We start from the raw sequence: 26,186 nt of genomic DNA on the forward strand, positions 1-26,186 counted from the left end.
GGCGTCCCCTAGGGGACTCGAACCCCTGTTACCGCCGTGAAAGGGCGGTGTCCTAGGCCACTAGACGAAGGGGACACGCTACTGAAACACATGGTGTGTGCTTCAGTGCCCAGATGCCGCATCCGAGGATGTGGTCCTGGTTTCACTCAGTGCCGCCCTAAAGCCACACTGTTTGTAAATTGGAGCGGGAAACGAGACTCGAACTCGCGACCCCGACCTTGGCAAGGTCGTGCTCTACCAACTGAGCTATTCCCGCATATGGCGTCCCCTAGGGGACTCGAACCCCTGTTACCGCCGTGAAAGGGCGGTGTCCTAGGCCACTAGACGAAGGGGACACACGTACAACATTCACTACTCATCGCGTTTCGCTGTGTGCTTTACGCTTTAAGTGGCGCGCATTCTATGGATGGATTGGGAGGTCGTCAACCCCCAAGGATAAATTTATTAAAATCAATGACTTCGCCCGCGTTTACCGGCGCTTGCGGGCATTCTGCCTGTCCGCACCTTGACGCCTATATTCTGGCACCCGACAAGACGCTATAGTTCACCCTGGCAAATGATGGCAATGTGCATTCACGCAGGGAGCGCGTATCTATATAGAAGAAACTACCTGGGCAACTGGTCGATCAGACCTATCCGATAGCCGGCTCAGTCACTACACTCCACTGCAAACCCTATAAAGAGGTCACACCGGTGACACCACTCATGATCACCCTGCTGGTAATAGCCGGGATCGCAATACTGATCGCCATTGGCTACATGAACCACGTGGTGGAAAACAACAAGCTGGAAAAGCAGCGCACCCAGATCGAGCTTAACGATCGCCTGCGCCGTTGCGGTGAGATCACCGAAACATTCCCAGGCCAACTGATGACGCCGGCGCTCAAACTGTTGTTGACCCGCCTGGAGCTCAACGTCAACCAGCGATTGTTGAATCTCAACAAGACCAGTGCACCGATCAAGGCGCGCATCACCGAGCTGAACACCTTGGTGGCCCAGGGCGAATCCATCCCGGTAAACAACCCGCCGGCACCGATCCAGACCGAAGCCAAGGCCAAGGACGTGCGTTTCCTGCTCGAAGCCCTGCACGGCCAGGTAACGCGCGCGGCCCAGGATGGCTTCCTGCCCTCCAACGAAGCCAAGCACTGGATCAAGGAAATCCGCCATATCCTGGTGCTGCTGCACATCGAATTCTTCAACAATCTCGGCCAGCACGCGCTGCAGCAAGGCCAACCAGGCCAGGCACGACTGGCTTTCGAACGTGGCGTGCAGTACCTGCGCAAGCAGCCGGAGCCGGTGCTCTACAGCGCCCAGTTGCAACAACTGGAAGGCCAACTGGCCCGCGCCAACTCCACGGTGCTGGCTAACAGCCAACAGGCGGTAGAAGAAGTCAGCGAATTGACCGAAGGCATGAAAGAAGTCGAAGCCGACGCCGAGTGGAAGAAGAAAGTCATCTACGACTGATGCTCGCGAAACAATAGGTGCCATCACCCTGGCACCTATCCTCCACCCGCCGACTAGCGTAAAAAAGTGCCCCTCACTCCGTGAAGTCAGAGGCCTGCTATGCCTATCGCCGTCATTGATGGACATTCACTGCATTATCTCGACCAGGGCACCGGCCCGGCCGTCCTGCTCGGCTCCAGCTACCTGTGGGACCGCGGCATGTGGGCGCCGCAGATCGAAGCCCTGTCGCAACAGTACCGTGTGATCGTGCCCGAACTCTGGGGCCACGGTGAATCGGGCCAACTACCCACGCAGACTCGCTCCCTCGACGACCTCGCGCACCAGAACCTGGCCCTGCTGGATCACTTGGATATTACGCAGATCAACCTGGTGGGCCTCTCGGTCGGCGGTATGTGGGGTGCGCGCCTGGCGTTGAAGGCGCCCGAGCGCATCAATAGCCTGGTGCTGCTGGACACCTACCTCGGCGCAGAGCCCGAGGCTACGCGCCAGTATTACTTCTCGCTGTTCAAGATGATTGAAGACGCCGGCGCGATTCCCGAGCCGTTGCTGGATGTGATCGCGCCGATCTTCTTCCGCCCGGAGATCGACCGCAAATCAGCGCTCTACCAGGACTTTCGCGCGTCGCTGCAAGCCTTTTCCCGAGACCGCCTGCTGCAGAGCATCGTGCCCTTGGGTCGGTTGATCTTCAGCCGCGACGACGTGCTAAAACAGCTGTCGTGCCTGGACGCTGACACCACCCTGGTGATGTGCGGCGAGCAGGACAAACCCCGCCCACCCGCCGAATCCAAGGAAATGGCCGAACTGATTGGCTGCGCCCTGACGTTGATTCCAGGCGCCGGGCATATCTCCAGCCGCGAAAACCCGGACTTCGTCAACGAAGCGCTGCTGACCTTTCTCGCCAACCACGCCTGATCGCCCTCCCCTTTGATCGCAGCCTCTGCACTGCGGTCAAAGGCGGAAATGCCCCACCATCCCCTTGAGCTCCGCCCCCAACTGCGCCAGCTGGATGCTCGACGCCGCGTTGCCCTGCATGCTCAACGCCGACTGATCAGCACTTGCCCGGATACTGGTGACGCTGCGGTTGATCTCTTCGGCCACCGAGCTTTGCTCCTCGGCCGCAGCGGCGATCTGCTGGTTCATCTGCTGGATCAACGACACCGCGCCCGCGATACTGCCCAGGGCACTTTCGGTTTCCAGGGCATCGCTGACCGCCAGTTTGACCAGCTCGCCGCTTTGCTGGATCTGCTGCACCGAGGATTGCGCCGCGCTGCGCAAAGTGCTGACCAACCGCTCGATTTCTTCGGTTGATTGCTGGGTACGCTTGGCGAGCGCCCGCACCTCATCGGCCACTACCGCAAAGCCACGGCCCTGTTCACCTGCGCGCGCGGCTTCGATCGCCGCGTTCAGGGCCAGCAGGTTGGTCTGTTCCGCCACGCTTTTGATCACGCCCAGCACGGTGCCGATGTTCTGGATTTCGGCACTGAGGCTCTCGATGCTCGCACTGGCACTGGTGCTGGAAGTGGCCAGCAACTCGATGCGCTGCAGACTCTGGCGCACCACTTGCTGCCCACTGTCGACCTTGTCATCCGCCGTCTGCGCGGCTTGCGCGGCCTCTTCGGCGTTGCGCGCCACGTCGTGCACCGTGGCGGTCATCTGGTTCATCGCGGTGGCCACCTGCTCGGTTTCTTCCTTCTGGCTGCTGACCTCGACATTGGTTTGCTCGGTGACGCTGGAGAGCGTCTGCGCCGAGCTGGCCAATTGCTCGATTCCGGCCTGCAGGCCGCTGACCATCTGGCTCAGGCCGTTGCCCATCTGTTGCATGGCCTGCATCAACTGGCCGATCTCATCACGACGACTGACCTCCATGCGCCCGCTCAGATCCCCAGCGGCAATCTGCTGCGCCACCGCAATCACACTGCGCAGCGGCGCGACGATCAAACGGGTAATCACCCATGCGGCAATCAGCCCCACCAGCAAGGCCAGGGCCGACGAGCCGATGATCAACAGTGCGCTTTTTTTCAGTTGTGCCTGCATCGACAGGTCTTCGGCGTCATAGGCCTGATTGACCCGGCTGACCACCAGGGCCGCCCGGTCATGCAGTTGTTTGTAGACCACTTTTTCCTGCGCCAGCAGGCCGGTGTACTCACCCAGTTTCTCGCTGAACGCAGCAATATGGCCGGAGACTTCATTGAGCACTGTCTGATATCCGGAGTCCTTGACCGAGGTTTTCAGTTGTTCGACCTGAGCCAAGGCCTGGTCGGCCTGCTCGATCTTGCCTTGCTCGGCGTCCTCGGCGTCCACTTTGCGGCTCTGGTCCAGGCGCACATGGGCTTCGTTCATGGCTTGCAACATCAAGCGCGATACCTGACTGACCTGTCCGGCCTGCTCGATAAACTCGGCGCCCTCCTTGCCCTGGCTTTGCTTGAGGCCATAAGCCCCATCGTCCGCAAGGCCGGCCTGCAACACATCAAGGTTATTCGCCACGCTGGACACCGACCAGCTGGCCATTTCCAGCGCCAGATCCTTGGTCTGGGTCAGTTCGACAAACTCATCGAACGCTTTGCGGTAAGCGGCCAGTGCCTGCTCGACATCGGTCATCACCGGCACGTTCGCCGCAGACTGGGCCTTGAGGGCGGCGGCCTGGGCTGCCAAGGCGTCGACGCTTTCATGCAGCGCGTCGACCGCCTTGGGGTCGGCGTGCAGCGCGTAGTCCTGCTCGATCAGACGCACCTTGAGCAAGCCGCTATTGAGCGACGACATGGCCTTGAGCCCTTCGAAACGCTGGCCAACGGTCTGCAGGGACCACACGCCAATGGCTGCAACCAACGCGGTCAGCAGCAGCACCAGCATAAAGCCCAAGCCCAGTTTTTTCGCCATACCGAGGTTGGCGAAACGTCGTTGCACGCCTGAAATCATTGCACTTGAATCCTCTTGCAATGGCAGATGCCATCAAGCCCGATTGACATGCAGCGAGATTCGCAACCACAAGGCACTGAACACAAGACGCTGGCGCCACAATAATGGCAAAAAGCTACACGCTCGTCGTTTTCAGAATGGTCGAGGTCGATCTGGCGGGTCCCATGGCACTGAACAACGCCAAGGCCCGCGGATCAGTTGCATAGGCCACATTGATGCGCAGCCACTCGCTGGCCTGCGCCGTCGGGCTGAACAACGCCCCAGGAGACAACAACACCCCTAGCCGCCGGGCACACATCTGTAACAGCGAAGGCTGCACCTCTCCCGGTCGCGTCCACAGGAACATGCCCCCGGCGGGCACCGCGAACACCTCCCATTCTTCGTCTTCCAGCACTTGCAGGGTGGCCTTCATTTCGGTACCCAGTCGCTTGCGCAGGCGCTGTACCCATTTACGATAGGTGCCATTGACCAGCAGCGTGGCCACCACTGCCTCGGCGAACCGCGAGGTGCCGAACCCGGTCAAGGTCTTGAGGCTGGCCAGTTGCGCGATGATCGCCGAACTGGCACTCAGATACCCCACGCGCAACGCACTGCTCAAGGTCTTGGAGAAACTCGCGACGTAGATCACCCGATCATCATGGGGCAACGCCGCGAGCCGCACGCAACTGGCATGTTGCAGGTCACCGTAGACGTCTTCCTCAATGATCAGGAAGTTTTCGCGGTGAGCCAGCTCCAGCAGGCGCTCGGCCACCTCGCGGCACAAACTCGTGCCCGTAGGGTTGTGATGAACGCTGTGGATGAACAGGCACTTGGGCCGATGTTGCTGCAGCAAGGCTTCCAGGACCGAGAGATCGGGACCGCCCTGTATACGCGGCACCTCCAGCAGTTGCACGCCCTGGAACACCAGTTGCTGATAGAGGTTGCCGTACCCCGGTGTTTCCACCACCACGCAATCGCCTGCCTTGAGCAGCGTGCGTATCAGCAAGTCCTGGGCATGGCCCGCGCCTGCGGTCGTGAGGATGCGGTCCACGCTGGAAGCGATATGAATCTGCGTCAGGCGCTTGAGCAGTTGCTCACGCAACGCGGGCAGCCCCAACGGCGTGCTGTAGTTGAACAGGCCTGCAGTGTCGGTACGGGTGACTTCACGAATCGCATAACTGATGTCATCGCTCTCGCGCCAGGCATCGGGTAACCAGCCGCAGCCCAGTTTCAACTCGCCCAGCGGGTTGTCGGCAAAGCTGCCCCATTCGCGCTCCGCCCCCTCATACCAATTGCCTTCGTGGGAATCCCCCGGCTGGGCCACCACAAATCCCGAGCCCTGCCGGGGCGCCAGCACCCCCTGCGCGACCATCCGTTCGAGTGCTTCGATCACGCTGGATTGGCTGAGCAGGTTATCCAGGGCCAACTGGCGGATGGACGGCAAGCGCGTGCCGGGGCTGATCCCGTCCTTGCGAATCCATTGCGCCACTGCACTGACGATTTGCTGCACCACCGGTACAAGGGCTTGTCGATCGATCCCTAAATCCATGAGCCACTCACTTCAACTGTCTGTTATCAACCCAAAGAGTTAAGCACAGAAGCGGTTGATTGCCGGGCGCATAAATTTATTAAAGTATTGATTTTATTGGGTTATTTACCTAATGACACATATTCGGTCGCGGCGTTGTGCCAGCTCTGGAAACGCCCCACAGCGCCCCAGCCTATTTCGAATGGGGGCCGACGCAAGGTCCTAGATCGCCGTCGCGCCACCGTCCACGGCCAAGGCGTGGCCAGTGGTGAACGCCGCTCCGTCGCTGCACAGGTAAAGCACGGCGCTGGCGATTTCCTCGACCTTGCCGATACGTCCGACCGGGTGCATGGCGGCGGCGAATTCGGCCTTGCGGGGGTCGGCTTCATAGGCACGGCGGAACATGTCGGTGTCGATCACTGCGGGGCAGACGGCGTTGACGCGGATTTTCTTCTTGGCGTACTCGATGGCCGCCGATTTGGTCAGGCCGATCACCGCATGCTTGGAGGCCGCGTAGATGCTCATCTTCGGCGCCGCGCCAAGCCCCGCGACCGACGCGGTGTTGACGATAGCGCCGCCACCCTGTGCCAGCAGCAGCGGCAACTGGTACTTCATGCACAGCCATACGCCTTTGACGTTGACGCCCATGATGGCGTCGAACTCATCCAGGCTGCCGTCAGCCAGCTTGCCCTTCTCAATCTCGATGCCGGCATTATTAAAGGCATAGTCCAGGCGGCCATAAGCGCTGACGGTATGCGCCATCAACTGCTGAACATCCGTCTCCTGCGTGACGTTGCAGCGCACAAACAGTGCCTCGCCACCGGCCTGATGGATGAGCGCGACGGTGCCCTCGCCGCCCGCCACATCCAGGTCGGCAACCACAACCTTCAAGCCTTCGGCGGCGAACGCCAGCGCGGTAGCGCGACCAATACCGGCGGCGGCGCCGGTCACCAGGGCGACCTGGCCAGAAAACGTCATGCTCATGGGGGGATGTCCTATGGGAGAAATAGCCGTGGGACGAGTCTAGCCAACAGCACGCCGGACGCGTCAGCACTATCAAAAGCCCGGTTAGGGCAGCATGCGCACCAGTGATAACGACACCGGGCGCACTATCAACGCAGCCTATCGCGCAGCATTCGCACCCAAAGCCAGCCTTGCCCCCAAGCCGTTCAAGGTCTATCACTCATGCTCCACTTTTAAAGAGTCCCTGCCATGACCGCCCAGACCAACCGCCAATTCCTGCTCGCCAAACGCCCGGTCGGCGCGGCGACGCGGGACACCTTCACCTATCAGGAAGTGCCGGTGGGCACGCCCCAGGACGGGCACGTGCTGGTACGCAATGAATACTTGTCCCTCGACCCAGCCATGCGCGGCTGGATGAATGAGGGCAAGTCCTACATTCCGCCCGTCGGCATCGGCGAGGTGATGCGCGCACTCGGCGTGGGCAAGGTGATTGCTTCGAACAACCCGAAATTCGCGGTCGGAGACTACGTAAACGGTGCCTTGGGGGTGCAGGATTATTTCCTCGGCGAGCCCCGCGGCTTCTACACCGTCGACCCTAAGCTTGCCCCGCTGCCCCGCTACCTTTCTGCACTGGGCATGACCGGCATGACGGCCTACTTCGCGCTGCTGGACACCGGCGCGCCCAAGCCGGGTGACACCGTGGTGATCTCAGGCGCAGCCGGCGCCGTAGGCAGTATTGCCGGGCAGATCGCCAAGCTTAAAGGGTGCCGCGTGGTCGGCATCGCCGGTGGCGCCGACAAGTGCAAGTTCCTGGTGGACGAATTGGGTTTTGACGCGGCCATCGATTACAAGAACGAAGACGTACCCGCCGCTCTCAAGCGCGAATGCCCGAAGGGCGTGGATGTGTATTTCGATAACGTCGGCGGCGACATCCTCGACGCAGTACTCAGCCGCCTGGCGTTGAAGGCTCGCGTGGTGATCTGTGGCGCCATCAGCCAGTACAACAATAAGGAAGCGGTGAAAGGCCCGGCGAACTACCTGTCACTGCTGGTCAATCGCGCGCGAATGGAAGGCTTTGTGGTGATGGATCACGCGGCGAATTTTGCCGCCGCCGGGCAGGAAATGGCCGGCTGGATGGCTCAGGGCAAGCTCAAGAGCAAGGAAGATATTGTCGAGGGGCTGGAGACGTTCCCGGAGACGTTGATGAAGCTGTTCAACGGCGAGAACTTTGGGAAGTTGGTTCTGAAGGTCAGCTGATACAGCGCAAAACCAATGTGGGAGCTGGCTTGCCTGCGATGCGCAGGGCCATCGGGGGCAAGCTCCCTCCCACATGGGGTTCTCACAGCGTCAGGGATCAGGCGATCTCGGCAACAACCGCCGCCAACGCCTTGGCCGGATCCGCCGCCTGGCTGATCGGACGGCCGATTACCAGGTAATCGGAACCCGCATCCAGTGCCTGGCGTGGCGTCAGGATACGCCGCTGGTCATCCTGGGCACTGCCCGCCGGGCGGATCCCCGGGGTCACCAATTGCAGCGACGGGTGGGCGGTTTTCAGCGCCTGGGCTTCCAGGGCCGAACACACCAGGCCGTCGAGGCCGGCCTTCTGGGCCAACGCGGCCAGACGCAGCACCTGCTCCTGAGGCTCGATGTCCAGGCCGATACCGGCCAGGTCTTCGCGCTCCATGCTGGTCAGCACGGTCACGCCGATCAGCAGCGGTTTAGGGCCGCTGCGCTGTTCCAGCACTTCGCGGCAGGCCGTCATCATGCGCAGGCCGCCGGAACAGTGCACGTTGACCATCCACACGCCCATTTCGGCGGCGGCCTTGACCGCCATGGCGGTGGTATTCGGAATATCGTGGAATTTCAGGTCGAGGAACACTTCGAAGCCTTTGTCACGCAGGGTGCCGACGATTTCTGCGGCGCAACTGGTGAACAGTTCCTTGCCGACCTTGACCCGGCAAAGCGCGGGGTCCAACTGGTCAGCCAGCTTCAGTGCGGCGTCACGGGTGGGGTAATCCAGGGCGACGATGATAGGAGTCTGGCAGACGGACATTGGAATGGGCTCTCAGGCAAGTCGAAATCGGCGCGGATTGTAGCGCAAGCAGCGGCGTTGCGGGATCCGATGATCGGTAAATACTGACCAACCGCCATTTCACGGGCCTTTCGGGCAAATGTTTCAAAGCTGATACATTCACGACATGCCCCCAACACGCCCCGCCGCTAGCCTCGCCCGCACTACCCTCCGACCAGCACTTCCAGCCATGGGGCTGGGCGCCTATGCTGACCGCAACAACCAGGCAGATGATCGCATTATGCATACCCCTTTTGTCCCAGTGAATGACGAGCAAAAAGGCGCGGTGACCGCCGATGACAAGCGCTGGAACACCCGTGCGCTGATCGTCGACGACGATGTGCCGATTCGCGAACTGCTGATCGACTACCTGGCACGCTTCAATATTCTCGCCACTGGCGTCACCGACGGCGCCGCAATGCGCCAGGCGATGCAAGCCGAAACCTTTGACGTGGTGGTGCTCGACCTGATGCTGCCGGGCGAAGACGGCCTGTCGCTGTGCCGCTGGCTGCGCTCGGATTCGGATATACCGATCCTGATGCTCACCGCCCGCTGCGAGCCCACCGACCGCATCATCGGCCTGGAGCTGGGCGCCGACGACTACATGTCCAAGCCGTTCGAACCACGCGAACTGGTGGCACGTATCCAGACCATCCTGCGCCGCGTACGCGATGACCGCACCGAGCAGCGCGCCAATATCCGCTTCGACAACTGGCGCCTCAACAGCGTGCTGCGCCAACTGGTGGCGGACGATGGCCTCGTAGTGCCGCTGTCCAACGCCGAGTTCCGTCTGTTATGGGTGTTTATCGAGCGCCCGCGCCGGGTGTTGAGCCGCGAGCAGTTGCTGGATGCCGCCCGTGGTCGGTCCATTGAAGCGTTTGATCGCAGCATCGATTTGCTGGTCTCGCGCCTGCGTCAGAAACTGGGGGATGATCCCAAGGCGCCGCAGTTGATCAAGACCGTGCGCGGCGAAGGCTACCTGTTTGACGCGCGGGATATCGGCTGATGCGTACCCCCTTCAATACGCTGTTCGGTCGGCTGTTCGGCGTGTTGCTGGTGGCGATTGTGCTGGCACATGTACTGGCGATTTCTTGGTTCCGTTATTACGGCCCTCCCCCGCCGCCGCCTCAGGAAACGTTTGTCGAGGAACCGGACGGTGCTTTGATGCCGGTGCATAAGGAACATCGTCGCCCGTGGTTTGGCGGCCCGGTAGTCCCACTGACGTTCCAGTTCATCTGCCTGATCATCGCCGCCTGGTATGGCGCCAAGCTGCTGAGCCGACCGATCCAGCGCCTGAGCGAAGCCGCCGAACGCCTGAGCCTGGACCTCGACAGCCCACCGCTGGATGAGTCCGGGCCGCAGGAAGCGCGCAAAGCGGCATCGACGTTCAACCTGATGCAACGCCGTATCCGCGAACAAGTCAGCCAACGTGCACGCATGCTCGGCGCCGTCTCCCACGACCTGCGCACTCCGCTGTCACGCCTCAAGCTCCGCCTGGAGCAGATCGACGACACCAGGCTGCAGGGCCAGATGCGTCAGGACCTGGACGACATGATCGGCATGCTTGATGCCACCCTGAGCTACCTGCACGAGCAGCGCACCAGCGAAACCCGGCATTGGCTGGATGTGCAGGCGCTGGTGGAGTCACTGAGTGAAAACGCCCAGGACCAGGGCTGCGACGTGCAGTTCGCCGGCACTTGCGTGCCGTTACAGGTGCAACCGATGGCCCTGCGCTCGTGCTTGAACAACTTGATCGACAACGCCTTGCGCTATGCCGGCACGGCGCGGGTTGAACTGGAGGATAGCCGTGAAGCCCTGATCATCCGCGTGATCGACCACGGCCCGGGAATCGCGGCCGATCAGCGCGAAGCCGTATTCGAGCCCTTCTTCCGCCTGGAAGGCTCACGCAACCGCAATTCCGGTGGCGTCGGCCTGGGCATGACGATTTCCAAGGACGCCGCTGAGCGCCTCGGCGGTCGCCTGAGCCTGGAGGAAACCCCAGGCGGCGGTTTGACCGCCGTGATGTGGCTGCCCCGGGCTTAGAGAGGTTTGTCTTCGCGTCGCCCTTGAGCCTGGGTTGCGCTCCAATCCATCAACAGGCTGTACGCCACGGCCAACAGGGTCGGGCCGATAAACAGACCGATAAAACCAAACGCGATCAAGCCGCCGAACACCCCGAGCAACACAATCACCAGCGGCAGATTGCCGCCACGGCTGATCAGGTACGGCTTGAGCACGTTGTCCACGCCACTGATGATGAACGTCCCCCACACACCCAGAAACACCGCGTAGGTGTAATCGCCCTTCCAGGCCAGCCACGCCGTGGCCGGGATCCACACCAACGGCGGCCCCATGGGAATCAGGCTGAGCAGGAAGGTCACGATGCCGAGCACCAGCGCGCCAGGCACTCCGGCAATCCAGAAGCCGATCAGCGCCAGCACGGCCTGGGCAGCGGCGGTGCCGATCACGCCGTTGACGACCCGTTGCACGGTCCCCGCGACCAATTCGATGTAATAACCGGCACGCTCACCGATCAAGCGTTCGAGCAGCCGATGGACGAACATCGCCAACCGTGGCCCGTCGCGATAGAAAAAGAACACGAACACCAGGCTCAGGGTCAGCTCAAGGATACCGCCGCCGATCTGCGCGCTGCGCGCCAACAGCCAGTTGCCCACCTGGCCCAGGTACGGCTTGATGCTGACCATCAGTGCGGCGCCCTGCTCGTCGATGCTGTTCCACATCCCGACCAGGCGCTCCCCCAAAAAGGGGATTGAGCCCAACCAGGTTGGCGCCTCGGGCAGCCCGTCGACCTGGATATCCTTGATCAACGCCACCGCATCGCGCACATGGTCCGCCAGGTTGAACCCCAGCCACACCAGCGGCACCGCCACCAACAGCATCCAGCCCAGGGTCAGGATGCCAGCGGCCAGGGATTCACGGCCACCCAGCCAGCGCGTCAGCAGCACCATCAACGGCCAACTGGCAAACGCCAGCACCGCGCCCCAGAACAGCGCCGACCAGAACGGCGCCATCACCCAGAAACTGGCACCAAACAGCACCAGCAGCAGGATTTGCACCAGCAGGCGATCGTTATTGAGCATGGGGTATCTCGGAAAAAAGGCTGTAGGAAGTAAGCTTAGGCGAACGGCTCGGGTCCGTTCGCCTTATAGGCGGTCAGCGTATCAGATGCAGGTGCAAGCCTTTGGTTTCACCGGTACCGGTTTCCAGGCGCGCAGCGCGCACGCCTTTGTCGACCAGGGCCTGGCGCCAGGCTTCGGCAGTGGGCCCGGACAGGCTGACACGCAAGGTAGTGTCGAGGTTCAAGCCACGGGAGATCAGCGTCAGCCAGGTGTCACTGGGCTCGGCGCCCAGCGCTGGAAGGTCCAGTTCGCCGGTGCTCTTCAACTCGCGCAACAGGGTGGCCGAGGTGGGCAACAGGTCGCCCAGCGGCGCGCTGGCGTCCAGTTGTTCTACGTGCAGATAGCCACGGCGGTTGCCTCGGGTGATGCCGTACAGCGCCACCAGGGAATTGTCCTGCGGGGCCGCCAGACGCAGCAGCAGGTATTCCTGCTGGCCATCGGCGCCGACCAGCTTGGCGTTGCCGAAGATCTCGTTGGCCCACAGGCTGCTTTCACCACAGTCGCGGGCCTTGCACCAGAACAACAGTTGCGCGCCCTTGGCCTGCAAGGCTTCGCGGGTAGAGGTAAATGCAGCGTCGGAGCTGTGTTCGGCGGGCAGTTCGTAGGTAATCGCCGTGGCTTGGCCTCGGGCGATGGCCTGGCCTTCATAGCGCAGTTGGCCGCTGATCTTGCGGATCGCGCCCATGGGGTAGATGCGTTCTTTTTCTTCAGCGGGGCGGTAATCGACGATTTGTGCGTCGACCTGCCGGGCCACGGCGGGCAGGTCCTGGCTTCCCGGTACGTCGGCGGCGAACACCAGTGGGCTGAGCAGGCTCAGCCCGAGGATACGGATACAGCCGTTACGCACGCTCATAAGCTCAACGAGCCCTGGCCATTGGAGGTCACAGCGGTGTTGAAAACATTCATGGTTGACTCCCTTTCAATCCGCCCAGCCTCGGCAGTTGACCGCCCCAAGTCAAGGCGCGGAGAAGAACCGATTGAAACAGTCTGCAACAAGGACCGCACCCGGCTCATCATTCAAGTGCAAATGATGGCCGCCTGGCAGTGTGGTTACCGTAAAGGGTAGCTGGGAAAGCAATTCAGGATGTTTCGCCAACATGCCGTCAGCGGCGACCACCAACTGCGTAGGGCATCCCACACGCCGCACGAAGGCCATCGCCTGCTCATCGGTCAGACGAATCGGTGAAGCCAGTGTCAGGCGACTGTCCGAACGCCAGGTGTAACCACCCGGCACCGGCATCAAACCGCGCTGGGCCAGCAGCTCGGCGGCTTCACGGCTGACGGCCACCAAGCCTTTCATGCGCGCTTCGACCGCTCGGTCCAAGGTGCTGTAGACCGGCTTACGCTTGTCCTGCAGGTTCAATTGCGCCTGCAAGGCCATGCCCAGGCGCTCGGCAGCGTTCTCGCCACTGGCGGTGGGTGGGATCACGCCGTCGATCAATCCCAGGTGAGTCACCCGCTCCGGCATGGCGCCGGCCAGCACCAGAGAAACGATGGCACCGAGGGAGTGGCCAAGTAATGCAAAACGTTTCCAGCCCAGTTGCTCAGCGACTTGCAGTACATCGTGGACGTAATCCCACAACGCATAACCGGCACCCGTAGGACGGTGCGCCGAATGCCCATGGCCGGCCATGTCCAGCGCCACGATACGCAAGCCCGTGAGCTTGGGCGCCAGGCGCGCAAAACTGTTGGCGTTGTCCAGCCAGCCATGCAGGGCAATCACCGGCAAACCGTCTTCGGGACCAAACAGGTGGGCCGCCAATTCGATATGGGGCAGGCTCAGGCGCACTTCTTCGACCGGCGCGCTCATGCGCAACTGCGCTCACGGGCTTCCCAGCGGGCAAACAGGGTCTTGATCAAGGTCGCAGTGTCCTGGGGGCGTTCGAGGGGGAACATGTGGCCGCCGGGCATGGTGAGCATTTCGCCCATGGGCAGACGGTCGACCCCGCTGGCATGGTGACGCATCACCACCCGGCTCTGGCGACCGCGCACCACCGCCAGCGGCACCTTCAACTGGCGCACCTGACCGGGGCTGGTGTGGGGCACGCCACGGTAGATGCTGATTTCGGTGGCCGGGTCGAAGCGCAGGCGCAGTCGGTCGCCCGCTTGATACAGACCATGTTGCAGGTAAGCGTCGAAGCACTCCGGGTCGAAGCCACGGAACAGGGTCTTACCGGCAAAATAGCTGCGCGCTGCGTCGAGGTCAGTGAACTCTTCACGACGGCCCAGGGTGCGACCGGCCGGGGTCAGGCGGTCGATAAAACCGAAGCGCTTGGCGGCGCGGATCACCCAGCGGTCCGCACGCGTCAATACCGGAGAATCGAGCATCACCACACCGCGATACAGCTGCGGGCAGCGCATGGCCGCGTGCAAATGCAACACGCCGCCCAGGGAGTGGCCCACACCCCACACCGGTTCCGGCTGCTGTTCCAGGTGGTGGATCAACTCGTCGACCAGGTTCTGCCAATTATCATCCACCGGAAACCTGGGATCGTGACCGTGCTGTGGCAGGTGAGCCACTGTGTATTCCGGGGCCAGGGCGGCAAACAGCTTGCCGTAGGTGGCCGAAGGAAAGCCATTGGCGTGGGCAAAAAACACGTGCTGCGACATACCGGCCCCTCTATAAAAACAGAGATTGATTGTCACCATGCCCGGGCAGCACAGCAATGACTGTAACTGCCAGGAATGGTGACACTCACGCCACGCCTATCGCGGCGGCGGGTTCTCGCCCAGCGGCACCACGGCCATGGTCAAGCGGGAAACGCAGTTGGCCTTACCATCTTCGGTGGTCAGACGGATGTCCCACACCTGCGTGGTGCGCCCGATATGGATCGCCTTGGCCACCGCCGTCACTCGTCCGCTGCGCACACCGCGCAGGTGATTGGCGTTGATCTCCAGGCCTACGCAATAGAACTTGCTCCCGTCGATGCACAGGTAAGCCGCCATGGAGCCGACGCTTTCTGCCAGCACCACCGAAGCGCCGCCGTGCAGCAGCCCGTAAGGCTGATGGGTACGGTGATCAACCGCCATGCTGGCGGTCAGGGATTCGTCGTCGAAGCTTTCAAAGCGGATATCCAGCAGTTCACCGATGGTGTTTTTCTGGCTGGCGTTGAGTTGTTCTATATTCGGTGGGTTGCGCCACAGGCTCATGCGATTGTCCTTGTTGGTTTTATTACGACCCTAATCCTGCCACACAATCGCATCGGAACGCTCGTTTCAAAATCGACGCGGCACAGCCGTTTACACCCCGCAGGGATAAAGCAGCGATATAGCCTACGGGTTCTTCACACTCACCAGGCTCATCAGCCCCGCCAGCGGGAAGTCGCCCTCCAGTTCCGCCAGGCTGGCGGTGTGCATCGGTTCTGGCTGGCGTGGGTGGCCGTGCTGCAAGAAGCTGATCAAGCTGCCGACCAAGGGTTGATGACTGACCAGCAGCACGTTGTCATCCGTGTCGAGCTTTTCCAGCACCTGCAGTGGATTGCCCTCCGGCGTCAGCCACGGCACCGTGCGGATTTCTGGTTCAAACCCCAACGCCTCGCGTACCAGTTGCGCGGTTTGCTGCGCCCGCACGTAGGGGCTGGCGATAATGGCGCTGAGCGGCTGGCCAATCAGATGCGCAGCACTGCGCAACACTTCGCCACGGCCATGTTCAGTGAGGTTGCGTTCGGCATCCGTACGCGCATGCCCTTGGGCCTCGCCGTGGCGCAAAATCCACAGCTTCACAGTTTTGGCTCTTCATCGCGCGCTGGGTGCGGCGCCGGGGGCACGCTGTGGGCGGCTTCGCCCTCGGGCGCGCGCGGGGTTGGCCAGTCGGCGAAGGGCCAAGGCTTCTGCTCGCTATGGAAGCTGCCGAAGCGGCCGATCTGGGCGAGGAACTGGCTGAGACTGTCGCCAAAATTCATCAGGCCCAGGTTCGGTGCGCCGTAGATCAAGCGATAGATCAATTGCACCACGACCAGCGCGCCGAGAATGAACTGCGCGACTTGCCACACCAGGGCAAACACCAGCATCCACAGGATGCGCAGGACAATGGATTCGTACTTGGGAGCTGCTTTCGGATCGTTCATGACGCGTTCCTCAGTTGAAACCACTGGTGGAAATAAAGTCGACATCGGTTTTCGGCTCGGCGCGCATCAGCAACTCGATGACCTGGTTCAAGGTGCGCCCTTCGAACAGGATCGCGTGCAGCCCCGCGACCAGCGGCATGTATACGCCCACCTCCTGGGCCTTCGCCTTGAGCACCTTGAGGGTGTTGACGCCTTCGGCCACTTCGCCCAGGCGCGTCACCGCGTCTTCCAGGCTCAAGCCTTGGCCCAGGGCGAAACCTACTTGGTAGTTACGGCTTTTCGGCGACGAGCACGTGACGATCAGGTCGCCCACGCCTGCGAGGCCGAGGAAGGTCATCGGGTTGGCACCCTGATTCACCGCAAAGCGCGTCATCTCGGCCAAGGCGCGGGTGATCAGCATGCTCTTGGTGTTTTCGCCCATGCCCAGGGCCACCGCCATGCCGGCGATGATCGCGTAGACGTTCTTGAGCGCACCGCCCAACTCGACGCCGAAACGATCGCTACTGGCGTACACGCGAAAAGTACGACCATGCAGCACCGCCTGGACGCGCTCGCACAGGGCTTCGTCTTCGCTGGCGACCACGGTGGCGGTCAGCGCGTGCTCGGCGACTTCCCGCGCCAGGTTCGGCCCGGACAACACGCCGATGCGTGCCTGAGGGGCAATTTCTTCAAGGATTTCACTCATCAACTTGAAGGTCTGCGCCTCGATGCCCTTGGTCAGGCTGACCAGCATCTTGCCCGCCAGACGTTCGGCATGGGGCGCCAACACAGAGCGCAAGGCGCTGGAGGGCAGCGCGACAAAACACAGGTCGCAGTCCGTCAGGGTGGCCAGCAGATCGGTGACCGGCTCGACCGCCGGATGAATCTTGATGCCTTTGAGGTAACGAGGGTTCTCCCGATGCACGCGAATGGCCTCGGCCTGCTCGGGATCGCGCATCCACTGGCGCACCGCGTGACCGTTCTCGGCCAGCAGGTTTGCCACGGCGGTACCAAAACTTCCGCCTCCCAGGACCGCAATAGGGCGCTGTTCAGTCATATGCAATCCGTTAATCCATACCAGTGGCGATGGCGGCATTATACGGGGCGACCTGCTTGCGACCAGCCCCCGAATCAAATCGTGCGCCTGTCGGAAAATGCCATGGACGAGTGACGTAATTGCAAGTGTGGCGAATGGCAAATGGCCCCGCCTCAGTTAACATGGTCGGCTATCCGTCATTATCAAGGCCGTGTCGTGTCTTTGGGCCCTCCTTCCCACTCATCTCTATTGCTGCTGCTGTTGTGCAGTACCTCGGTACTGGCTGACGATCTGTTCCTTGACAGCCAGCCGCTGCCGCAGGTCTTGACCGCCACGCGCCTCAAGCAATCGGCCGCCGCCGTGCCCGGCAGCATGACCGTGATCGACAGCGAACTGATCAAAGCCAGCGGCGCACGGGATATCAGCGAACTGCTGCGCCTGGTGCCGGGAATGATGGTCGGCTACACCACCGGCAACCAGGCGGCGGTGAACTACCACGGCACCAGCGCCAACGATGCGCGACGCATGCAGGTCTTGATCGACGGGCGCTCGGTGTACCGCGCCGGCCTGGCCACGGTGGACTGGAGTGACATTCCGGTGGCCATGGAGGATATCGAGCGCATCGAAGTGTTCCGCGGCCCCAATACCGTCAGCTACGGCGCCAATGCGCTGATGGCGGTGGTGAATATTCTTACGCGCTCAGCGGCCAACAGCCACGGATCAAGGGTCAAGGTGATTCGCGGCGAACGCGGGATCAACGATTTCTATGCCAGCCAGGGCGTAGGCTGGGAAACCGGTGATTTGCGCCTGTCGCTGTCCGGACAACAGGACGATGGCTTCGACAGCGATGCTGCCGGTGCCGACCGCCGTGACAGCCGCCGACTCAATCGCTTCAGCCTGGCAGTGAGTCAGACGCTGAACGCCCAGCAAAGCATCGACTGGCAACTGGACGCCAAGGAAGGCACCAATCAGCGTCCGTATACCTACACACCAGTATTCGCCGGGATTACCGAAGGCGGTAATAACTCCGACGTCACGGCCAAGGACTACGCCGGCTCCCTTCGCTGGAACATCGACTTCAACCCCGAACACAGCCTGTACGTCCAAGGTTCGGCGCAGCAGTGGGACCGCCAGCAAATCTGGAAGGCTTGCGACGCCAAGGTTTCGTTCAGTCCCGAGCTGACCCAGTTGTGGCAACTCAACCCCAACTACGCCGAATTGCTGGCCCGACACATGGAAACCTACAGCCAAGGTTCCGCGCCGCCAGGCAGTGCCGCCGAGCAAGCCTTGGCCAATCAGGTGTTGGATCAATGGCGCAACGGCGCCAACCAGAGCGTGTGCGGTGACATCAACCAAAGCACACGCGAAAGCCGTTACGACCTGGAAATCCAAGACACCCTCAGCCTGTCCGACAGCCTGCGCCTGGTCAGCGGCATGAACTACCGCTACGACCGCGCCGACTCCGACACCTACTTCAACGGCACCCTGGACGACACCACTTGGCGCCTGTTCGGCCAGTTGGAATGGCGCGCCAGCGAGCATTGGTTGCTGCAAGGCGGCGCCATGTTCGAAGACACGCGCCTGAGCGGCCACTCACTGACGCCAAGGGTGGCGGTCAACTATTTGATCAACCCGCGCCACGGCCTGCGCGCGGTGTATTCCGAAGCGATCCGTTCGCCGGACATGTTCGAGAACAACGTCAACTGGAGCTACCGCGTCACCAACCTCAGCTCCCCGGCCTACGGGCAAAGCACCGGGCAGTACTTCGTGAAGACCCGTGGCCCGGGCAATCTCGACAAAGAACTGATGCGCTCGCGAGAACTGGGTTACAACGGGTTCTTTGCCGACATCGGGCTGACCATGGACGTGAAACTGTTCTATGACGAAATCACCGACATGATCAGCTCGCCCCTGCGTAACAACCAGTACATCGCCAGCAACGCCAACAGCTCGCGGTTTACCGGCGCCGAGTCGCAGTTCGACTGGCGGGTAAGCAACGCTGACCGTTTGCGGCTGACCTATGCTTACGTCGACGCCACCGCCAGTAACCCACGGGACAAAGCCCAGACGGCGCGCAACAGTGGCTCCGCCGGCTGGTTGCGCGAATGGGGCCGGGGCTGGTCGAGCGCGCTGTTCTACTATGGCGACGACGCACTCAATCAATATCGCTTCGAACGGGTCGACCTGCGGGTGGCCAAGCGCATTGCCCTGGGCAAAGCCAACGTGGAGCTGGCCGGCATGCTGCAACAACGTCTCGACAACCAGCCCACCACCTGGGCCGACAACACTTACGATCATCGCCACGTCCTCTACTTCAGCGCGGAGTTAGAGTTCTGACATGGGCGACTCGTCACGGATGACCTGCCTCTTTATCTATAAGGGCTGCCGACGCGCCGTGCTGCTGGCCTGCCTGTGGCTCGCCGCACCGGCGTGGAGCGCCGAGATCCTGCTGACCGCCGACGAAGACGGCGCAGGGGTACAAACCTTTACCCAGGCCCTGGCCCAGCAACGCCCCGAAGACCACGTCACCTTCACGCCCCTCAAGGATTTGCCCTCGCCCAGCCACTTGCCTGCCAGCACGCGCTTGATCCTGCTGGACCTGCCTGGCCTGGACTGGCGCCTGCAGGATCCCCAGGGCCCGCCGACCCTGGTGCTGCGCATCAGCCGGCTACAAGCCCATCAGCGTCCGCAGGCATCCCGGCACGCGCGGATCAGCCTGTTGTGGAGCGATCCGCCGCTGGAGCGCCAACTGCACCTGATCACCAGCATCCTGCCTCAGGCGCAGCGCATCGGCGTGCTCTACAGCACCGAGAGTGAGTTCCTGCTGCCCGAGCTGCGCCGCTATGCAGAGGCCCTGGAGCTGAAGATCAAGCCCCAGCTCTGGGACAACATCAACGACAGCCGCCCGCTGCAGGCCCTGCTCAGGGACAGTGACGTGCTGCTCGGCCTCGACGATCCGCTGCTGTACAACCCAAAGACCGCCAAGAACCTGCTGCTGAGCAGCTATGCCCAGCAATTGCCGCTGGTGGGCCCGAACGCCGGTTTTGTACGTGCCGGTAGCCTGGCCAGCACCTACAGCGACCAGGCCGACTGGCTGGCAGTACTCGACCGCCTGCTGGACCAGCCACCCACCAGCTGGCCGCACGCGCTCTACCCCGAACACTTCAAAGTCGTGGGCAACCCGCAAGTCGGACGTTCACTGGGCATTGAACAGGTAGACGAAGCCAGCGTCGCTGCCCGATTGGCCGAAGGAGAAAAACGCCCATGACCTTGCGCCGTCGTTGGGACATCAACACCCGCACCCAGCTCATCACCCTCGGTCCGGCGCTGTTGCTGACGTTGCTGCTGATCAGCTTTTTCACCTTCGTGCGTATCCAGGACCTGCGCCAGGAACTGGACCACACGGGCCAGTTGATCGCCAACCAATTGGCCCCGGCCACCGAATACGGCGTGATCTCGGGCAACAACGATGTACTTGAGAGCCTGCTGCGCGCGACGCTGGCCACGCCCCATGTACGCTTCCTGGAAATTCAGGACAGCGGCGAAAACATTCTGGTGTATGTCGAGCAGGCATCGGAAAAACACGACCGCTCGCTGTCGGTGAAAGTGTTCCAGGCACCGATTCGCCTGCAACACATCCAGCTGGGCAACGACTTTTTCCAGGACAACCTCAGCGAATCCAAGGCGCCGCGCGCGGATTACCTGGGACGGGTAATTGTCGGCATGTCCAATGACGCCTTCAGCCAGCGCCAACAGGAGATTCTGTTCAAGGCCGGGATCCTGGCGCTGTTCGCCTTGCTGTTTACCTTCCTGCTCGCCCGACGCCTGGCCGCCAGCCTGTCGCAACCGATCAGTGCCATGGGCCATGCGGTCAAGGCGATCCAGCAAGGCGACTACAAGACGCCGCTGCCGATTGTCGACGATTCGGAGCTGGGCGACCTTTCGCGACACATCAACAACTTGGCCGAAGGCCTCAACCAGGCCAGTCGTGAACAACAACAGGCCATGGCCCAGTTGATCCAGACCCGGGAAGAAGCCGAGCGCGCCAACAATGCGAAGTCGGACTTCCTGGCCATGATGAGCCACGAACTGCGCACGCCGATGAACGGCGTACTGGGCATGCTGCAACTGCTGGAAACCACCGAGATGACCGAGGAGCAGACCGAATACGCGGCGCTGGCCTCCGAGTCCACCGAGCACTTGCTCAAGGTGATCAACGATATCCTCGACTTCTCGCGCATTGAACGCGAGGCGCTGGAGCTGGAACATATTTCGTTCAACCTGGCCGACCTGATCAACAGTTGCGCCCAGGCGTTTCAGCACAATGCTCAGCAGCGTGGGTTGGTACTCAGGCTGGCGCTCCCGCCAGGCATGGATGAACTCAGGGTGCAAGGCGATCCGACGCGGATCCGCCAGATTCTGGTGAACCTGATCGGCAATGCCTTGAAGTTCACCGAGCACGGCAGCATCAGCGTTGAGCCCCACTGGCAAACGCTCGACCATGAACTGGTGTGGTTCACCTGCACAGTGCGTGACAGCGGCATCGGAATTTCCACCGAGCGCCTGGAATTGATGTTCGATGCGTTCCAGCAGGCCGACAGTTCCATTTCAAGACGTTACGGCGGCACCGGCCTGGGGCTGCCCATCGCCCGCACCCTCGCCGAACGCATGGGCGGCACCCTGCGCGCCCAGAGCGAAGAAGGCCGTGGTTCGGTGTTTACCCTGGAAATTCCACTGGCACTCGACCAACACAGCCTGCCCGCGGTGGCTGTGGATGCCGGTGGCAAACACAGCGCCGGCGATGGCCGTCATGTGCTGCTGGTGGAAGACAACCCCGTCAACCGCACCGTGGTGGAAGCCATGCTGCGCAGCCTGGGGTTTGAAGTGAGCCTCGCCACTGATGGTGCCGAAGCGATCCGCAGTGCCGAAAGCCTGATTTTCACGGCGATCCTGATGGATTGCCGACTGCCGCTGATCGATGGCTACGAAGCCACCAGGCAGATTCGCCACTTGCCGGGCTGTGCCGACTTGCCGATCATCGCCCTCACTGCCAATGCGTTGCAGGGCGACCGCGAAGCCTGCCTGGCGGCGGGCATGAACGATTACCTGGCGAAGCCGTTCAAACGCACGGATTTGCAGCAAATCCTGCAGCGTTGGGTGCAGTAGCGCTGCGCCATCAACCAAGTCCGACTGGCGTGAAAGACGAAAGTGCGGCAGTCTTAGGCACCCGAACGGGCACCTTAAACGGGCCCGGTTTAAAATTTCAGTGAACAAGTGTACATTCAGTGCCTAACGCTGTGACTTTCACTACAACGCAATAGTCTATGTGTAGGCTGCCGACATGAGGCATGAACGCTTCATTCGGTTCGGGAAGATTTGCCCTACCCTGCCGCATGGGATTATTGAGGAGCTCGCATGACCAAACAAAACGCCTTTACTCGGGAAGACCTGCTGCGCTGCAGTCGCGGTGAGCTGTTCGGCCCAGGTAACGCGCAACTGCCCGCCCCGAACATGCTGATGGTGGATCGCATCACCCATATCAGCGAAGAGGGTGGCAAGTACGGCAAAGGTGAATTGGTCGCCGAGCTGGATATCACCCCGGACCTGTGGTTCTTCGCCTGCCATTTCGAAGGTGACCCTGTAATGCCAGGTTGCCTGGGCCTTGATGCCATGTGGCAACTGGTCGGTTTCTTCCTCGGCTGGCAAGGCTTGCCGGGCCGCGGCCGTGCCCTGGGTTCGGGCGAAGTGAAATTCTTTGGCCAGGTCCTGCCGACCGCCAAGAAAGTCACCTACAACATTCAGATCAAGCGCGTCCTCAAGGGCAAGCTGAACCTGGCCATCGCCGATGGTTCGGTGAGCGTCGACGGTCGCGAGATCTATACTGCCGAAGGCCTTCGGGTCGGCGTATTCACTTCCACTGACAACTTTTAAGGGTTATCCGCATGCGCCGCGTCGTTATCACTGGTCTGGGCATCGTTTCTTGCCTGGGCAATGACAAAGAGACCGTCACCGCTAACCTGCGTGCAAGTCGCCCTGGCATCCGCTTCAATCCGGAATATGCCGAAATGGGTCTGCGTAGCCAGGTTTCCGGCTCCATCGACCTGCCCCTCGAAGAGCTGATCGATCGCAAGATCTATCGCTTCGTCGGCCACGCTGCCGCCTACGCCTACCTGGCCATGAAAGACGCCATTGCCGACTCCGGCCTGAGCGAAGACCAGGTATCGAACGTACGCACCGGCCTGATCGCCGGTTCGGGCGGCGCATCCACCCTGAACCAGATGGAAGCGCTGGACATCCTGCGCGAAAAAGGCGTGAAGCGCGTTGGCCCGTACCGTGTAACGCGGACCATGGGCAGCACCGTTTCGGCCTGCCTCGCCACGCCGTTCGCCATCAAGGGCGTCAATTACTCGATCTCCTCGGCCTGCGCCACCAGTGCTCACTGCATTGGTACTGCGGTAGAGCAGATCCAGCTGGGCAAGCAGGACATCGTGTTCGCCGGCGGCGGTGAAGAAGAACATTGGAGCCAGTCGTTCCTGTTCGACGCCATGGGCGCACTGTCCACCCAGTACAACGAAACCCCGGAAAAAGCCTCCCGCGCCTACGACGCCAAGCGTGACGGTTTCGTCATCGCCGGCGGCGGCGGCATGGTGGTGGTCGAGGAGCTGGAACACGCTCTGGCCCGTGGCGCCAAGATCTACGCGGAAATCGTCGGCTACGGCGCTACTTCCGACGGCTACGACATGGTTGCGCCGAGCGGCGAAGGTGCCATCCGTTGCATGCAGATGGCCATGTCCACCGTTGATACCCCAATCGACTACCTGAACACCCATGGCACCTCGACTCCGGTCGGCGACGCCAAGGAAATGGAAGGCGTGCGCGCGGTATTCGGCGACAAGGCCCCGGCCATCAGCTCCACCAAGAGCCTGTCGGGTCACTCCCTGGGCGCCGCCGGCGTTCACGAAGCGATCTACTGCCTGCTGATGATGGAAGGCAACTTCATGGCCGGCTCGGCCAACATCGACGAGATCGACCCGGTCGTCGCCGATATGCCGATCCTGACCAAGACCGTTGAAAACGCCAAGATCGACACCGTGATGAGCAACAGCTTCGGCTTCGGTGGCACTAACGCCACCCTGGTGCTGAAACGCTGGCAGGGCAAGTAAGACCTGTAGCTTGATCCACTGAAAAAGCCCCGACTGGTTCGGGGCTTTTTTATGGGCAACTGAATGAGACCGAGTCGCCTGCATCGGGGGCAAGCCCCCTCCCACACTCGTGCGCATTCGTTGGGCAATATTGGAGAGGGCTTGCTCCCCGTAGGGCCTCCTCCGCCCCCAGCCCTACACCGAAAACCGCGCCACCATCGAATTCAAATCCACCGCCAACCGCGACAACTCCTGGCTCGCCGCACTCGTCTGGTTAGCCCCGGCAGACGTCTGATGCGCCAGATCACGGATATTCATCAAGTTACGATCCACTTCACGCGCCACCGCCGCCTGCTGTTCCGACGCACTGGCGATCACCAGGTTGCGCTCATTGATCAGCGTGAACGCCGAGGCAATCGCCTCCAACGCTGTCCCCGCCGACTTGGCGATGTCCAGGGTGGAACGCGCCCGGGTATTGCTCTGCTGCATTGAGCTGACGGCCTGCTCCGTGCCCTGCTGAATCCCACTGATCATCTGCTCGATTTCCTGGGTCGACTGCTGAGTACGATGAGCCAGCGCCCGCACCTCATCGGCGACTACGGCAAAACCGCGCCCCGCATCACCTGCCCGCGCGGCCTCAATGGCGGCATTCAGCGCCAGTAGATTGGTCTGCTCGGCAATCGAGCGAATCACGTCCAGCACCTTGCTGATGCCATACACCTTCTGCGCCAAGTCTTCGACCTGGGTCACGTTGTCGGTCACATCGATAGCCAGCGCCTCGATTGACACGACGGTTTGCTGCACCTGCTCACGCCCTTGCTGGGCGATACGGTCCGACTCGCGGGACGCCTGGGACGTAGCCACCGCATTGCTTGCCACCTCCTCCACCGCCGCCGTCATCTGGTTGACCGCCGTGGCGGCCTGTTCGATTTCCTGGCTTTGCTGGTGCAAACCACGGGTGGCGTCCTCGGTGACGCAACTGAGCTCCTCGGAAGCCGATGCAAGCTGGTTCGATGACTCGGAGATACGCCGAATGGTGTCACGCAACGTGTCTTGCATGCCCTTGAGCGCCCGCTGTAAGCGCGCGGGCTCGTCCTTGCCACTCACTACGATCTCCCCAGTCAGATCGCCGCTGGCGACGTTCTGGGCAACCTGGAGCGACTGCGCCAGCGGCAGCACGATACTGCGGGTCAGCCAGACCGCCAGGCCAATGGTAACCAGCGTGGCCAGGGCAACCATGGCGATGACCCAGGTTCGCGACTGGCTGAACACGTTCTGCGCCTGCTTCGCAGCCTCGTTGGCACTGGCCTTGTTCAGACTGCCCAGGGCGCGCAGGGTCAGCGCCATTTGATCGGCAAACTGGTTCATCTCGCCGTTGACCACCTGAATCGCGTCTTCCAGCCGATTGGCCTTGGACAGCATCACGACCTGTTCCTGGCGCTGTAGGTAGCGCTGTTGCTCGCCCTTGAAGCGGTCAAACAACACACGCTCCTCAGGCAGCACGATCAACGCTTCATACAGCTGTTCGGCGCTATTCAGGGCGGCTTTGGTCTCGGTGATTTTCTGCTCGTTCTGTGCCACGGCCTGGGGATCGCGACTGACCAGCAAGCGCAAGGTCAGCGCACGAATGCGCAGCACGTCCTGGCTTATCTCCCCCACCGCCATCACGCTCGGCAACCAGTTGTTCTCCACCTGATCCGACTGCTGGCGCATATTACCCATCTGCAGCAGCGCAAAGCCGCCCAGCGCAAATACCATCAATGCCAGCACGCCAAACCCTAAACCGGCGCGGGGGGCGATATTCAAACTTCTGATACTCATGCCTTGGTTCCTTCCAAATGCGCTGCATCCATTTGCAGCTGGCTGCTTTGAAAGGTATCGGCGCCTCAGAGCGTTTGCGT

23 protein-coding genes and 3 tRNA genes are annotated in these 26,186 nt (G+C 61.6%); 10 read left to right on the forward strand and 16 right to left on the reverse strand.

Features of this window, described 5'->3' with window-relative positions; genetic code table 11:
• Positions 1-2: 2 nt before the first annotated feature.
• The 3 genes from AOA60_RS25590 to AOA60_RS25600 form a co-directional block, all read right to left on the reverse strand.
• Positions 3-75: transfer RNA gene (locus AOA60_RS25590), tRNA-Glu, on the reverse strand.
• A 105-nt stretch (positions 76-180) separates the two neighbouring features.
• Positions 181-256, reverse strand: a tRNA-Gly gene (locus tag AOA60_RS25595).
• A 3-nt stretch (positions 257-259) separates the two neighbouring features.
• A tRNA-Glu gene (locus AOA60_RS25600) sits at positions 260-335 on the reverse strand.
• 358 nt (positions 336-693) lie between these two features.
• Here AOA60_RS25600 and AOA60_RS25605 point away from each other — a divergent pair.
• Both AOA60_RS25605 and AOA60_RS25610 read left to right on the forward strand, forming a co-directional pair.
• Positions 694-1,464, forward strand: coding sequence for a hypothetical protein (locus AOA60_RS25605; protein WP_099586714.1), 771 nt, complete (start codon positions 694-696; stop codon positions 1,462-1,464).
• A gap of 99 nt (positions 1,465-1,563) precedes the next feature.
• Positions 1,564-2,376, forward strand: a complete 813-nt coding sequence (locus tag AOA60_RS25610; protein WP_099586715.1) for an alpha/beta fold hydrolase — start codon at positions 1,564-1,566, stop codon at positions 2,374-2,376.
• 36 nt (positions 2,377-2,412) lie between these two features.
• On the opposite strand, the gene AOA60_RS25615 is transcribed toward AOA60_RS25610, so the two are convergent.
• The 3 genes from AOA60_RS25615 to AOA60_RS25625 form a co-directional block, all read right to left on the reverse strand.
• Positions 2,413-4,380 (reverse strand): methyl-accepting chemotaxis protein, encoded by a 1,968-nt coding sequence (locus AOA60_RS25615; RefSeq protein ID WP_099586716.1) that lies wholly within the window; start codon positions 4,378-4,380, stop codon positions 2,413-2,415.
• A gap of 115 nt (positions 4,381-4,495) precedes the next feature.
• Positions 4,496-5,908: a PLP-dependent aminotransferase family protein gene (locus AOA60_RS25620; protein WP_099586717.1), complete on the reverse strand. Its 1,413-nt coding sequence runs from the start codon at positions 5,906-5,908 to the stop codon at positions 4,496-4,498.
• 201 nt (positions 5,909-6,109) lie between these two features.
• A complete protein-coding gene (locus tag AOA60_RS25625; RefSeq protein ID WP_099586718.1) occupies positions 6,110-6,871 on the reverse strand; it encodes an SDR family oxidoreductase in 762 nt (253 codons plus the stop codon).
• 228 nt (positions 6,872-7,099) lie between these two features.
• On the opposite strand from AOA60_RS25625, the gene AOA60_RS25630 reads away from it, so the two are divergent.
• Positions 7,100-8,107, forward strand: coding sequence for an NADP-dependent oxidoreductase (locus AOA60_RS25630; RefSeq protein ID WP_099586719.1), 1,008 nt, complete (start codon positions 7,100-7,102; stop codon positions 8,105-8,107).
• 97 nt (positions 8,108-8,204) lie between these two features.
• Here AOA60_RS25630 and pyrF read toward each other — a convergent pair whose 3' ends face one another.
• A complete protein-coding gene (gene pyrF, locus AOA60_RS25635) occupies positions 8,205-8,903 on the reverse strand; it encodes an orotidine-5'-phosphate decarboxylase (RefSeq protein ID WP_099586720.1) in 699 nt (232 codons plus the stop codon).
• A gap of 259 nt (positions 8,904-9,162) precedes the next feature.
• Between pyrF and AOA60_RS25640 the strand changes: the two genes are divergently transcribed.
• Together AOA60_RS25640 and AOA60_RS25645 are read left to right on the forward strand one after the other, a co-directional pair.
• Positions 9,163-9,927 (forward strand): response regulator, encoded by a 765-nt coding sequence (locus AOA60_RS25640; protein ID WP_099586832.1) that lies wholly within the window; start codon positions 9,163-9,165, stop codon positions 9,925-9,927.
• On the forward strand, positions 9,927-10,964 hold the full coding sequence (locus AOA60_RS25645) for a HAMP domain-containing sensor histidine kinase (protein WP_099586721.1): 1,038 nt from the start codon (positions 9,927-9,929) through the stop codon (positions 10,962-10,964). Before AOA60_RS25640 ends, AOA60_RS25645 begins: the two co-directional genes overlap by 1 nt.
• Here AOA60_RS25645 and AOA60_RS25650 read toward each other — a convergent pair.
• The 8 genes from AOA60_RS25650 to AOA60_RS25685 form a co-directional block, all read right to left on the reverse strand.
• The gene (locus AOA60_RS25650; protein WP_099586722.1) at positions 10,961-12,022 is read right to left on the reverse strand and encodes an AI-2E family transporter; all 1,062 of its coding nucleotides are present in this window, start codon (positions 12,020-12,022) and stop codon (positions 10,961-10,963) included. The genes AOA60_RS25645 and AOA60_RS25650 overlap by 4 nt on opposite strands.
• Positions 12,023-12,095: 73 nt before the next feature.
• Entirely contained in the window at positions 12,096-12,914 is an 819-nt protein-coding gene (locus tag AOA60_RS25655) for a DUF4892 domain-containing protein (RefSeq protein WP_099586723.1), read from the reverse strand.
• 102 nt (positions 12,915-13,016) lie between these two features.
• Positions 13,017-13,871 (reverse strand): alpha/beta hydrolase, encoded by an 855-nt coding sequence (locus AOA60_RS25660; protein WP_099586724.1) that lies wholly within the window; start codon positions 13,869-13,871, stop codon positions 13,017-13,019.
• Positions 13,868-14,671, reverse strand: coding sequence for an alpha/beta fold hydrolase (locus AOA60_RS25665; RefSeq protein ID WP_099586725.1), 804 nt, complete (start codon positions 14,669-14,671; stop codon positions 13,868-13,870). Before AOA60_RS25665 ends, AOA60_RS25660 begins: the two co-directional genes overlap by 4 nt.
• A gap of 96 nt (positions 14,672-14,767) precedes the next feature.
• On the reverse strand, positions 14,768-15,211 hold the full coding sequence (locus AOA60_RS25670; RefSeq protein WP_099586726.1) for a hotdog fold thioesterase: 444 nt from the start codon (positions 15,209-15,211) through the stop codon (positions 14,768-14,770).
• Between the two features lie 123 nt (positions 15,212-15,334).
• Positions 15,335-15,784 carry a phosphohistidine phosphatase SixA gene (gene sixA, locus AOA60_RS25675; RefSeq protein WP_099586727.1) on the reverse strand — a complete coding sequence of 150 codons (450 nt, stop codon included), beginning with the start codon at positions 15,782-15,784 and terminating at the stop codon, positions 15,335-15,337.
• The gene (locus tag AOA60_RS25680) at positions 15,781-16,128 is read right to left on the reverse strand and encodes a DUF4389 domain-containing protein (protein WP_099586728.1); all 348 of its coding nucleotides are present in this window, start codon (positions 16,126-16,128) and stop codon (positions 15,781-15,783) included. Before AOA60_RS25680 ends, sixA begins: the two co-directional genes overlap by 4 nt.
• 10 nt (positions 16,129-16,138) lie before the next feature.
• On the reverse strand, positions 16,139-17,164 hold the full coding sequence (locus AOA60_RS25685; protein ID WP_032889192.1) for an NAD(P)H-dependent glycerol-3-phosphate dehydrogenase: 1,026 nt from the start codon (positions 17,162-17,164) through the stop codon (positions 16,139-16,141).
• Positions 17,165-17,359: 195 nt separating this feature from the next.
• Between AOA60_RS25685 and AOA60_RS25690 the strand changes: the two genes are divergently transcribed.
• The 5 genes from AOA60_RS25690 to fabB all read left to right on the forward strand — a co-directional run bounded on the left by AOA60_RS25690 (position 17,360) and on the right by fabB (position 24,306).
• Entirely contained in the window at positions 17,360-19,480 is a 2,121-nt protein-coding gene (locus AOA60_RS25690; protein WP_099586729.1) for a TonB-dependent siderophore receptor, read from the forward strand.
• Between the two features lies 1 nt (position 19,481).
• Positions 19,482-20,411 carry an ABC transporter substrate-binding protein gene (locus AOA60_RS25695; protein ID WP_099586730.1) on the forward strand — a complete coding sequence of 310 codons (930 nt, stop codon included), beginning with the start codon at positions 19,482-19,484 and terminating at the stop codon, positions 20,409-20,411.
• Entirely contained in the window at positions 20,408-22,309 is a 1,902-nt protein-coding gene (locus tag AOA60_RS25700) for an ATP-binding protein (protein WP_099586731.1), read from the forward strand. Before AOA60_RS25695 ends, AOA60_RS25700 begins: the two co-directional genes overlap by 4 nt.
• Before the next feature lie 249 nt (positions 22,310-22,558).
• The gene (gene fabA, locus AOA60_RS25705; RefSeq protein ID WP_010211704.1) at positions 22,559-23,074 is read left to right on the forward strand and encodes a 3-hydroxyacyl-[acyl-carrier-protein] dehydratase FabA; all 516 of its coding nucleotides are present in this window, start codon (positions 22,559-22,561) and stop codon (positions 23,072-23,074) included.
• An 11-nt stretch (positions 23,075-23,085) separates the two neighbouring features.
• Positions 23,086-24,306, forward strand: a complete 1,221-nt coding sequence (gene fabB, locus AOA60_RS25710; RefSeq protein WP_012723103.1) for a beta-ketoacyl-ACP synthase I — start codon at positions 23,086-23,088, stop codon at positions 24,304-24,306.
• Positions 24,307-24,480: 174 nt separating this feature from the next.
• Here the strand turns inward: fabB and AOA60_RS25715 are convergent, their stop codons facing one another.
• Positions 24,481-26,106, reverse strand: coding sequence for a methyl-accepting chemotaxis protein (locus AOA60_RS25715; RefSeq protein WP_099586732.1), 1,626 nt, complete (start codon positions 26,104-26,106; stop codon positions 24,481-24,483).
• Between the last annotated feature and the right edge of the window lie 80 nt (positions 26,107-26,186).

This window comes from Pseudomonas sp. 2822-17 (assembly GCF_002742485.1).
GTDB lineage: Bacteria > Pseudomonadota > Gammaproteobacteria > Pseudomonadales > Pseudomonadaceae > Aquipseudomonas > Aquipseudomonas cyclaminis.